At 51.7% G+C, this 11,468-nt stretch carries 10 protein-coding genes; 6 read left to right on the forward strand and 4 right to left on the reverse strand.

Translation table 11 applies throughout. The annotated features are described in order from the left end of the window. Positions 1-125 precede the first annotated feature (125 nt). The 4 genes from A3193_RS16760 to A3193_RS16775 all read right to left on the reverse strand — a co-directional run bounded on the left by A3193_RS16760 (position 126) and on the right by A3193_RS16775 (position 4,174). On the reverse strand, positions 126-818 hold the full coding sequence (locus A3193_RS16760; RefSeq protein WP_083218134.1) for an FKBP-type peptidyl-prolyl cis-trans isomerase: 693 nt from the start codon (positions 816-818) through the stop codon (positions 126-128). Between the two features lie 197 nt (positions 819-1,015). Continuing rightward, on the reverse strand, positions 1,016-1,975 hold the full coding sequence (locus tag A3193_RS16765; RefSeq protein WP_083218816.1) for a glycosyltransferase family 2 protein: 960 nt from the start codon (positions 1,973-1,975) through the stop codon (positions 1,016-1,018). Between the two features lies 1 nt (position 1,976). Then, positions 1,977-2,405: a GtrA family protein gene (locus tag A3193_RS16770; RefSeq protein ID WP_069003103.1), complete on the reverse strand. Its 429-nt coding sequence runs from the start codon at positions 2,403-2,405 to the stop codon at positions 1,977-1,979. Continuing rightward, entirely contained in the window at positions 2,402-4,174 is a 1,773-nt protein-coding gene (locus tag A3193_RS16775; protein WP_069015334.1) for a hypothetical protein, read from the reverse strand. Before A3193_RS16775 ends, A3193_RS16770 begins: the two co-directional genes overlap by 4 nt. A 297-nt stretch (positions 4,175-4,471) precedes the next feature. Between A3193_RS16775 and A3193_RS16780 the strand changes: the two genes are divergently transcribed. The 6 genes from A3193_RS16780 to A3193_RS16810 all read left to right on the forward strand — a co-directional run bounded on the left by A3193_RS16780 (position 4,472) and on the right by A3193_RS16810 (position 11,466). Beyond that, positions 4,472-5,263 (forward strand): ABC transporter permease, encoded by a 792-nt coding sequence (locus tag A3193_RS16780; protein WP_069003101.1) that lies wholly within the window; start codon positions 4,472-4,474, stop codon positions 5,261-5,263. Next, entirely contained in the window at positions 5,260-6,456 is a 1,197-nt protein-coding gene (locus tag A3193_RS16785; protein WP_069003100.1) for an ABC transporter ATP-binding protein, read from the forward strand. Before A3193_RS16780 ends, A3193_RS16785 begins: the two co-directional genes overlap by 4 nt. 134 nt (positions 6,457-6,590) lie before the next feature. Beyond that, positions 6,591-7,508 (forward strand): lysophospholipid acyltransferase family protein, encoded by a 918-nt coding sequence (locus tag A3193_RS16790; protein WP_069015335.1) that lies wholly within the window; start codon positions 6,591-6,593, stop codon positions 7,506-7,508. 98 nt (positions 7,509-7,606) lie between these two features. Then, positions 7,607-8,017: a hypothetical protein gene (locus A3193_RS16795; protein WP_069003098.1), complete on the forward strand. Its 411-nt coding sequence runs from the start codon at positions 7,607-7,609 to the stop codon at positions 8,015-8,017. 499 nt (positions 8,018-8,516) lie between these two features. Continuing rightward, a complete protein-coding gene (locus A3193_RS16805) occupies positions 8,517-10,301 on the forward strand; it encodes a hypothetical protein (protein WP_141694795.1) in 1,785 nt (594 codons plus the stop codon). A gap of 247 nt (positions 10,302-10,548) precedes the next feature. Beyond that, positions 10,549-11,466 (forward strand): peptidylprolyl isomerase, encoded by a 918-nt coding sequence (locus A3193_RS16810; protein ID WP_083218131.1) that lies wholly within the window; start codon positions 10,549-10,551, stop codon positions 11,464-11,466. Positions 11,467-11,468 lie beyond the last annotated feature (2 nt).

Below are 11,468 nucleotides of genomic sequence, written 5' to 3' on the forward strand. Positions count from 1 at the left end.
AAGAGGCTGTAGATGACTTGACCGTTGATCGACCAGGTTGTACTCAGTGGTGTATTGTCAGTGAGCCAAAGCTCGTTGAGAAATACAACGCACTGAGTACAACCCGATAGATTATGACTGAGTCATTATTTCGGCTGAGCTGCAGCAACCGGGCCGATATACTCGATCTCGAAAGTCAGGGTTTCATTGGGGCCGATCTTTTTGCCGGCACCTTTCTCGCCATAGGCCAGCTCCGGTGGCATCACAACAATCCACTTCCCACCAGGCTGCATTCTGGTGATGGCTTCACGGAATCCCGGCACAACACTGTTGAGATTGAACTGCGTCGGTTTTCCTCTTGAGTGGGAGCTGTCGAAGACGGTGCCGTCGATCAGTTTGCCTGTGTAGTGTACCTCGACCCGCTGATCCCCACTCGGGTGTGCCCCATTGCCCGGGGACATTACCTCATACTGAAGACCGTTTTTGAGGACCGTCACACCCTGACGCTTGGCGTGCTCCTCACGAAATTTGGCACCTTTGGCAAGATTCTCCTTGGCCAGTTCCGCGCGAGCCGCTTTGGCATCCGCATAGAATTTTCTGAGTGCGCCCTGCATCTCTTCCTGGCTGAGTTGAGGCTGCTTTTTTTCCAGAAAGTCGGTTACGGCTGCGGCAAAAGCATCCGCATCGACTTCGCGAATGTCCTGAGCCGTCAGCATCTGTCCGATTTGAAGTCCAATGGCATAACTGTACTTCTGTTTATGGGTGTTCAGTTCGACAGCAAATCCGGTCTGTGCAAAGCAGAGTAGTAAACTGAAGAAGATCAGAAACTTGTTTTTCATAGTCTTGAAATTTTACCTGTTTGGATTTAAGGATCCTCTGATGAGTCTGTCATTGTGGCGAATTTCGGAATCCATCGGCTTGATTTTCCTGGATTCCGGCATTCGTCGGAGTGACGAAAATGGGAATACTCAGAGGCTCATTGGTTATAAAGCGTCTACTCAGACAGTCTGATGATAACAATAGTTCGATAGTGCCATCATCCCTGTTTTCTGTCTGTGTCGTCGATATCTCCTGGGGATGGGAGTGATTGGGCAATGATATAGAGTGGCCGTCGTTTAACCTCTCTGTAGATCTCTGCAATGTACTCTCCGATCAGTCCCAGCCCAAGCAGAATCATACTGCCCATCACCAGTATCAGCAGAATGACTGTTGGAAAACCGGCTTCGGCGTAACCCTGCCATTTATACCATAAGGTCTGTATGGTCAGTGCCAAACTGAAAATCAGGCCGGCTAATCCAAACCAGGTCACAATCCTGAGAGGTAATGAGGAGAAACTGATGATGGTGGAGCGGGCCAGCCGCAGCAAGTGTCCCGCACCCCAATGACTCTCTCCGGCATTGCGGGATGGTGGATCGAATTCGACAGCGATCGCCTCAAAGCCGAGCCAGGTTGTCAGGCCGCGAAAGTAACGGCCCACTTCCGGTAGTGCGATGTATTGATCGACTGCCGCCCGGTCGAGCAGTTTGAAGTCACTGGCTCCATCCAGTTTCATGCCACTGGAGAGATTGAACAGCCGATAGTAGAGTCGTGCACCCAGGCGTCTTAGGGCTGATTCGTCCTGGCGTTTGCGTTTCACCGCCTCAACCACTTTGATTTTTCCACTCTGCCAGTGTTCAATCATTTGCGGGATGAGGGCTGGGGGATGCTGCAAATCCGCATCCATCACGACAGCAGCCTGACCAGTTGTTGCGCGAAGGCCAGCCAGTATCGCCGCCTCCTTGCCAAAGTTTCGGCTGAATCGTATCGCTTTGATCGGAATGGTGCTGTCGTTCGCCAGACTTTTGATCGCCGCCCAACTGCTGTCTGTCGAGCCGTCATCGATCAGCACGGCCTCAAATTGCGTGTCACTGCCAGCCAGGCACTGTTCCAGGTTTTGCCAGAATCCCGACAGAGCGGATTGCTCGTTATAGATGGGAACAACCAAGGAGATCAACATGTCAGGCTCCGGCTTTTGAGGCGAATATGTAGCGTCTCATCGTAACAAAGTTAATCACTATGATAATAGCCTCGGTGATCAGCTTGGCGGCCACGGGATGGAGCTGCAGCAGATCGATAAAACCCAAAAGCAGAATGATGCTGAGGGTGTACGAAACAAGCCACAGTATCAGATATTGTATGAGTTGCTGGCGTATCGCCTGGGGGGTGAATTGCCGATCCTCGAAAACAATGAGTTTGTGCCCGGCGAATGCGACCAGAGCACCGACAATCCTTGCCACAGTCTGTGCGGGTACGATACCGATGTGGGCGTAGGTCAGAAAGAAAACCAGGAAGTCCACCAACCAGGAGGCGCCACCCACCAGCAGATATCTCAAAAACTGTTGGCTCAATACCTTGTTTAGCAGGGTTTTGATGAGACTGGTGGTCATGGTTTTATAGACAGTAAATCGTTGCAGGCGGTAGCCTGTTGATTGGGCAACAGGCGGATTGGTGAATAGGCGGAGCGGATCAGCAGGCAGCTCTGTTCGGCTGCCAGATCCCGGCTGTTGCGATCCCCATAGTCGAGCGTCAGAGTAAAGCGATAATGGTCTGCCGACCCAGCTTCAACGGCTGCGAGCTTGCTTTTGATACGTTTCGGCTTTTGCGGGGTGATGAGAATGATCTGATGCTCAAGATCATCGGCCGGGTGAACGGAGTGCCCATGAATCTGCAAACTTTGCTCACCTGGTAACCTCATACTGATTGATCCCGGGCCTGCTTCGAACAGTGGGGGATAGGGAGGCGAGATGGCAACGGTGAGGATTTTCGGCGCTTTTGGCTTCGGCTTTTTTCCACTTTTTATCCGATCCGAAATATTGCGTACACATTGGCAATCGGTGTCATAACGCCAGATGCTTTTCTGTTCGGTGTCGATTGACCTCAGGTTGCGGGAATCCATGAAGAGGGGAAGTTTCTCGGTCGATTCTCCCGATACTCTGGCCTGGGCGTATCTGGCGCCGTTGAGTACCGTGTCCAGATAGTAAGCGTCCTTGATCTCCTTGGCGTAAAATATCCCGCCGGTCGGCGGCTGCAGAAAGAACCCATACACAGCGTCGAACCGACTGATTCTGGATTGCATGGCCTGTTGTGCCTGCCATGCCTGAGTTCCCGCCGCAGCCATGAAGATCAGCAGGATCACAGATTTCAAACCAATGTTCAGGGAGTCCGTGTTTGCCAGGGCGATGATCAGTGTCATCGTGAAAAGCCACCAGGGAAGCAGCAGATAGCGGTTGGCCTCGGTGATCCCGGGGTGCTGGGTCAGGGGAAGCAGAGGCAGCAGTACCGCAAGCAGCGCAACGACCATCAGTGGAATATTGAGTCGTTTTCTGAGTGCCAGGGTGGCGATCAGTGCAATGAAAATCAGACTCAGTAACCAAGGCAGGTAGGGTGTGGCAAACAGCAGTTCCGGAATGGCGCCATAGGATTGCACCGCCTTGCTCAATGAAAATGCCTGACCACCTGCATCGTATCCACCGACAAATGATCCCAGCACGGCAAGTCGCCAGAACATATAGGCGGCAGACCAGATCAGCATCGGCAGCGCCAGTTTGAGTCGGACTGAGAGTGATTGGCCCGGCAGCAGCAACAACACGAAAGGCAGGGGGAAATAGACTTCCTTGCAGGTAGTGGCAATCACATAGAACAGAGTTGTCAGGATTGTCAGTAACCAGTGCCTTCTATTCAGATTGAGCTGAAACGCATAGATCGCAAGTATGCTAAACAGCAGTCCGCTGACATAGTGGCCGACCATCAGTTGCTGGGCGACGAACTGTGTCGGCGTGCCGATTAGAAAGAGTGCCCCGCCGATGAAGGCAAACTGGGGACTCACCCAGCAGCGTAGCAGCAGGTAACTGGCAATTGCACAACCAGCCAGGGTGGCCAGGTGTTGGATGTAGAATCCCTTTGGATCAAACCCGAACAGCCATAGGTTGAGATCGAAAATTAGTGGATTTGTCGGGGTCAGGTTATTCAGCGAGTAACCCCGGGTGATTGCCGGGTTGAAAAAATAGTCGAAGGGGGAAAAACGGCTGGCATAGTCGAGAAGCCAGCCATCATCGAAACGCCAGTTTCCTGAAAGGGCGCTTTGATTGAGGAAAAAAGTCAGTGCCACCAGGCCGAACAGTAGGGCTGCGGTGATCAGGTTTTGTCGAACCGGCACAAATCAACCTTGCTAGCTGTTGTGGATAGTATTGACAGGGACAAGGGATGTTCCTGATCAATAGAGTTCTGGAACGGTAGCATGAACCGAACTGCAAAATCGACAGGCCCTGGTGGGCCATACAGTAAATTCGGTTTTGTCATTGGTGAGCATATGCGGTGATGAGCCTCCATTCACGGCCAGATGCTCGCTGCTCACTTTTGGGTTGTAAAAGGCAGTTGTGGGCCTGGCTCGGCAATCATCGGCATCTGATGTATCATAGCGCCTTTTCTTCCCTAGACTGGAAACTGAAGGCGCTTGTTCAAGATCTATCGAGACCTCTACCGGCATCGCCAGAGCGTCATGCTGATGGTGCGGCGCGATACCCTGCTCAGAATAAAAGGTACCCTGCTGGGGCCCTTGTGGCTGCTGGCGCAGCCCCTGTTTCTGCTGCTGGTCTACAGTTTTGTCTTTTCTGGGATTCTGAAAATCAGCTTCCGGCCTGACGGCGGCAGTGGGGATTTTGCGCTCTATCTGTTTGCCGCGTTGATGCCCTTCAGTGCATTGCAGGATGGTCTACAGCAGGCAAGCAGCAGCCTCTCCAACAACCGCGATCTGTTGTTGAAGACCCAGATGCCGGCGATTGTGTTTCCGGCAATTGCTGCCTTTGGCACTTTGATTCAGGAAGTTCTGGGGTTGGTCATTTTGGTTTTCGCGGCCTGGATTATGGGCTATCCACCCGGTAAAACCCTGATACTGCTTCCTGCACTGATCGCCCTCCGGTTGTTGTTGACCTTCTCCCTGGCGCCCCTGGTGGCGATCCTGTCGGTCTTCATCAAGGATGTCGGTCAGGTGTTGCCGATGATCATGATGGCGCTCTTTTTCACCACCCCGATCATCTATCCGGTGGAGATGATCCCGCAGAGTTTTCGTCCGTTGATTGAAGGAAATCCCCTGACCTGGCTGGTTGAGGCCTATCGCTCAGTCATTCTTGAGCAGTCCTGGCCGGTGGATAATCTATTGATCGTCGGACTCTCGGCGATGATCATCATGATTGTCACAGGGGCACTGTTCAGCCGCCTACAGCATCGGGCGAAGGATTTCCTGTGACTGCGATCGAAGCCCGACAGCTGTCGAAGAGCTACCGACAGTACGCCAAACCGATCGATCTCTTCAAGGAGTGGCTGCTGCGTAAGCCGTTTCATAATCAGGTCGACGCTTTGGCGCCGATCGATTTGACCATCCCCAAGGGCACAACCTTTGGTGTGATCGGCGATAACGGGGCGGGTAAATCTACGCTGCTTAAATTACTTGCGGGGACATTGACGCCAACCACCGGCAGTCTGCATATCGAAGGCAGAAAATCTGCCATCCTTGAGCTGGGATCAGGTTTTCATCCGGAGTTTTCCGGGTTGGAGAATATCCAACTGGCCTGTTCCCTGTTGGGGCTCTCTGCGGATGAAACGGCCGAAAGAACGCCGCAGATCATTGAGTTTTCCGAGTTGGGCGTCGCCATCCATCGCCCGGTCAAATCCTACTCGTCCGGGATGTTCGTACGGCTGGCGTTTTCCGTGATCACTTCTATCGATCCCGATGTGTTGATTGTGGACGAAGCCCTCTCCGTCGGTGATGCCCTGTTCCAGAAAAAGAGTATGGACAGAATGATGAGGTTTCGGGATCAGGGCAGAACGCTGGTATTCTGCTCTCATAATCTCTATCAAGTGAAGGAGCTGTGTGAAAAGGCGGTCTGGTTGGAGAACGGCGTGGTGATGGGTATGGGTGAGTCTGCCAAGGTGGTGGATGACTACCAGGATTCCGTCAGACAGCGGCAAAAAGCGGGTAACAGTGATCGTACCGATCCGGATGCTGAGGCGGCCGGCGATGTCTATCTGACAGAGGTGGTTCTGGAGGGTGGCATCGACACACCGGAAAACATACCGCTCTATCAAACCGGGGACCATTTTGCGATTCGGGTCGAGGCCGATATCGGTTCCCGGCCGGCGGATGATGTGCATATCGGTCTGGTGTTGATCCGTAATGACGGACTCCAGGTGTACGGTGTTTCAACCCTGATCGATCAATTGGCTCTCTACCCGATCGCGGATAAACGTTACGGGGTTAGGCTGGTCTTTGATCCGATCAATCTGATGTCCGGGGATTACGCCCTCGAGGCCTGGCTGATCGACCGCAGCGGACTGCATGTTTACGATTCCCGTCCGGTCTGTTGTCAATTTCGTGTGCGTCATGAGACCAGTGAGGTCGGAATCGTCAAAATGAGTCATCAGTGGGAACCTATTACATGAACCGCAATCACACCATGGTCGGTCAATTGGATTCGTGTTAACAGGCCCTAGTGTGAATATTACCGTTTCACCGGGCCGGCGAGTTGTTATGATGTGATGGCATGTGATGATATGAATGTTGAGGTTGAATAGAGGTGGCTGAGAGATTGAGCCTGTGGGATCTCCGGTTCAAATACAGAGTGCTTTTCCCCGCTCTGTCTCATCTGCCCCGGTATCTCTCATATCGTCTGGCCAGCCTGTATGGCCGGGGTGAGTTTCGCCGCAATGAAGAGATGGCCACTCAGATCGCCCATCAGATGCGACGGGGAATACCCGGCCTGGCGGATCAGGCCTATCAGCAGTGGTCCCGCTATTTCTACGCTATGCAACAGCGTGAAATACTGGATACCTGGTACTATCCTGGCCTGATGAGTGCGGAGCAGGTCGGCCGCTTCATCGAAGTGGAGAATTTTGAATCGGTGCTCTCCTATCGTCGGGAGGGGCGGCCGATCATCTTTGCCGGGGCCCATTTGGGGCGGTTCTGGATGCTGGGCGTCACCACTGCGGCGTATGGTATTCCGACCAGTGCGCTGGCCCGGGATGATGAAGAGAGTAATACATGGGGGCTGCCGGAAGCGGAGTTCCAGTACCGCAGACTGAAACTCTCCCGCTTGCGGGATTGCTATCGCAGTGAATTTGTCACCCCGGGGGTCTCCAATATGCGGCCCCTGCTGGAGGCCCTGCGGGAGCGGCCGATCGCGATTCTTCTCGATGTGCCGTACGGAAAGGGGAGTCCCGGTCTGGTATCGGTACCTTTTTTCGGACAGGATGGCTATTTTCCGGAAGGGCCGATCAAGATTGCGAAGCGGGTCGGTGCGGTGATTCAGCCATTCAGTGTGGATGAGCATCGTCGTGGGGTTAAGTTGAATTTCCACAAACCTGTGGAGGTGGAGGGTCGATCCAGCGAAGCGCTGTTGGCTCTCCTGGTGAGTGATATCGAGCAGCGAATTCGCCAAAATCCGGGAAACTGGTGGCAGTGGCAGGCACTGCCCATGTACTGGGGAGAGGTCTGATCGGTCGCCGACCATCGATCTGTCAATTGATGGCTGTCAGCTGATTGCGTAGAATTTGGACTTTTAATGAACATAAGTTGTGTCAGGAGCCTGTGATTGTGAGAAAAAGCGTTCTGCTTGTGCTGGTGATGTTATTGAGCGCATGCGCCACCAATCCGGAAATTCAGGCTCAGAAGGACGAGGAGATTGTCGCAACACGCGCCCAGGAGCGATGGAATCTGCTGGTTGATGGGCGTGTGGAGTCCGCTTACGACTATCTTTCCGCTGGATATCGGCTGGTCACACCCTATTCCCACTACATGAAGACGGTAAAAGGGGTGGGTTTGTGGAAATCTGCCGAGGTTCAGAAAGTTAATTGTAAAGAAGATGTCTGTAAGGCCGATATCAAGATTCAGATGGAGATTCGTCATCCGATGATGCGATCGCCGGCTCGTACCGAAAGTGTTGTTATTGAACAATGGCTTAGGGATAAGGACGGAGTTTGGGGATTTCTTCCCACGGTAAAGTGATAAACAAAAATGTTTCTGTTGTTTTTATGATACATTTTTAAATAATCCCTATAATTACAGAATGTTATGGTGGGTTATTCTTGAGTTGTCTACTATTTTGCATTAAAGCAAGCACTTAACAGGAAAATTAATGCTTGTGGGCAACCTGGACTGTGCAAGCGTTTCGATTTTTGTGACAAAATTGGAAATAAATATTTGCTTTATTTACAATAGGTTATCGATATCATTTGTAAATATGCAACATTTTTTCATTTTTTTGCTACAATTCTGCTTGTTAGCTTGCAGATTTATGGTAGACTTCTGGCGTGAGATTGGACTTATGGGTTGTTTGTGGCCTGAGACTTTCCTCACAAAGGAATGATCATTCCCTTGAAAGGTCATGGGTTTGAGTCGATAATCCTCTGCGGAGTGCCTGGACTCATGGCTTATAGCTGGCCGCATAACAGGCTCAGTTAGTTTTTTAGTGTTAACACGCAAGAAAATAGGAGACACAACTGTGTTGAGAAAATCTAAGATCGCTGCAGCCATGCTGATGGCTACTGCTACAGCCGGAGTCAATGCGGCTTTCGTCAATACTGACGGTACTGGCCAGGTTGCGCTGCTTCCTTACTACAATGTAAACAACAATATCCTCACCAACATCAACATCACCAACACCACTGATCTTTACAAAGTGGTCAAGGTTCGTTTCCGTGAGTCTCGCATCTCTGCTGACGTGCTCGACTTCAACATCTACATGTCTCCTTATGACGTGTGGAACGGTACCATTCGTCTGAATGCTGCTTCTGGTGTTGCCAACATCATCACCGAAGACGAGTCTTGTACTTTCCCTGACAAAGCTCTGCTGCAGGCTGGTGTTGACTTCCGTAACATCTACGATGCTACTACCGACGAAGACCTGACCGAAGGTTACGTTGAGGTTATCGAGATGGGTACCATCGCTGATGGTGCTGGTCCTGCGACCGACGGCGGTGAGACTGCTGAAATCGACGGTGGCGCTGTAGACGCTGACGGTACTATCACCGCGGCTACCAATGATCGCTCCATCCCTGCAGGCATTCTGCATGATGCGACCGGCATGCCTGCTGACTGCTCTGTTGTAAGTGACGCCTGGACTGCTGGCGCTGCTGGCATCAACGGTTTCACCCCAGGTACAATGACTACTGAAGGCATCGCTGCTGATGCCAACGTAGCTGACCCATATGAAGCTGGCGGCATCAACGCCGGTCTGGTCTACACTGCAGCTGATCGCGGTGGCATCAATGCTTACGCTATCATGATCAACGCCGCTGACGGTGCTGCTTTCGTTGAGCAGGGCACCCACATCGATGCGTATGCCACTGTTCCTCAGCACTATCGTTCAAACGATCCAGCCAACTACCTGCTGCCTTCTCTGTCATCTGGTGACGTTTTAACTGCTGAAATGCTGAACGCTGATGCGACTGCTGTTAAGTCCACTGGTGTTATGAGCCTGACCGAGTATGACACCGGTTCTGTCAACGACATCACTCCTAACCCTTCAATCCCAATGGGCTCCAACCCATTCCCGATTGCTGTGGCTCTGAGTGCTGACGCAGTTGCTGCGCCATACTTCACCGAAGCTGGCATCAACGGCGGTACCGACATCGTTGTGACCTTCCCAATGCGTAAGCATGGTGTCTACAACGGCGGTATCCTGACCAACCAGCTGGACGCTACTGCTGCAGCTTGTGTCGGTACCCTGAATGACGGTGTTGACGATGGTGCATCTGTTGCCATTCCTAACGTTGGTACTACCGGTAACGACTATCCAAATGACGGTGCTGGCACCATTTGTACCAACGCTGGTTTTGCTAGCAGCACTCCTGACGTTCAGGTTAGCCTGACCTACTACGACTACGAAGAGCAGACTGCTGCTGTAGTTGCTGGTAGCGATGACTTCTCTCCTGTACCGATCGACGCACCTACCGTCATCGCTCTGGAGCGTGAAGTAAACGTGATTAGTGTTCAGCGTAACGACGGTTCCAGTGCTTCTGTACTGGGTACACCTGCCGCGAACGTCTTCAACTGGACTCTCGATCCTGGTTTCGAGGCTGGTTGGGTCATGATCGGTATGTCTAACTACGACTACAACACCGACACCCGTATCGCCAACCTGACTGAAGCTGCTGGTGGCATCAACGCTGCTGGCGCTGGCGTCTTCACTGGCGTTCCTGCCATCGGCTTCTCCGCCATGGCTGCTGATGTCGGTCCTGCTCAGATCGGTGAGACTGTTGACCTGATCCGTAGCGTAAACCGCAACTAATACAAATCGCTTAGGCGATCTTGTAGAGAGGCAGGCCTTCGGGCCTGCCTTTTTTTTTGATCGATTTTTTCCACTGGGTCTACTTCTGATACTTGGATAGAGAACTTTAACGGCAGTTAAATACTCTATGTTTGAAGATTTGTTCTGGTGAGTCACTCAGATTGTCAGGTATGTGCAGAAAACCTGACGGATGAGTATAATTGCCTCCTTTTTATTGATGATTGCTTGATGTTACTCGAGGTGTGTAATGCGTTTGTTCCTTGTTGGTCTGTTGGGCGTTCTTTTGGCGCCAGCACTCTCCGCTGAGGAGGATGTTTTAATGTTTGGTGGTGATATCAAGGTTGAACGAATTGATCTGGACGCCTTGCTTGTCGATGGACCGGCTAAAGCGCAGAAGGATGTCCTGGCGAGCAAGAAACAGATTCTGCAACTACTCCGCCAAACCTATCTGATCAGGGCACTGGCTGATGAGTACAAACAGCAGGGATTGGCTGACAATAAACTATTACAGGCGAAAATCAGACGTCAGCAGGAGAGAATGCTCTATTTGGAGCGGTTGAAACAGATTGACGAACAGCCGATCCCCGATTTCGCAGATGCGGCCAAGGAGCAGTATCTTGGGAATCCGGATGAGTACAGTATTCCTGAAAAAGTGGATGCTAAACATATTATGATCTCGACCACAGACCGGCTGGCTCAGCACCATACTCGGGAAGAGGCTCTGAAGATTATCAAGAAGGTCAAGGCCGAGCTCGATGCGGGGCGAACTTTTGAAGATCTGGTGCCGATCTATTCAGAAGATCCCAGATCCAAGGACAACCAGGGTACCCTGGGTGTTTTCAAGCGGGGCGCCATGGTCAAGCCTGTGGTGCAGGCGGCTTTCAATATGAATAAGCCGGGTGAGATCAGTGATATAGTTGAGAGTGAATTTGGCTTTCATATTGTCAAGCTGGTTAAGAAGTTCCCGCCGCAAAAGCAGAACTTCGAACAGGTGAAATTGGGCATTATTGAGAAGTTGACCAAAGATTATATTCGCAACAGACGTGAAGCCTACTTCGATCAGCTGTTGGAGAGCAACGATGCGGCAATCTATGAGGATCTGGTAGAAGAGTATATTGCCAAGCGTCTCGAGGATCTGGATAAGCAGCAACCTGTCAAAGAGTAATT

It is taken from the genome of Candidatus Thiodiazotropha endoloripes, assembly GCF_001708965.1.
In the GTDB taxonomy this organism is placed as follows: Bacteria; Pseudomonadota; Gammaproteobacteria; order Chromatiales; family Chromatiaceae; genus Thiodiazotropha; species Thiodiazotropha endoloripes.

What these genes read in the sequence shown, in the direction of transcription:
- A3193_RS16760 (WP_083218134.1), bottom strand. Translation starts at nt 818, where the DNA reads ATGAAAAACAAGTTTCTGATCTTCTTCAGTTTACTACTCTGCTTTGCA.
- A3193_RS16765 (WP_083218816.1), bottom strand. Translation starts at nt 1,975, where the DNA reads ATGTTGATCTCCTTGGTTGTTCCCATCTATAACGAGCAATCCGCTCTG.
- A3193_RS16810 (WP_083218131.1), top strand. Translation starts at nt 10,549, where the DNA reads ATGCGTTTGTTCCTTGTTGGTCTGTTGGGCGTTCTTTTGGCGCCAGCA.
- A3193_RS16770 (WP_069003103.1), bottom strand. Translation starts at nt 2,405, where the DNA reads ATGACCACCAGTCTCATCAAAACCCTGCTAAACAAGGTATTGAGCCAA.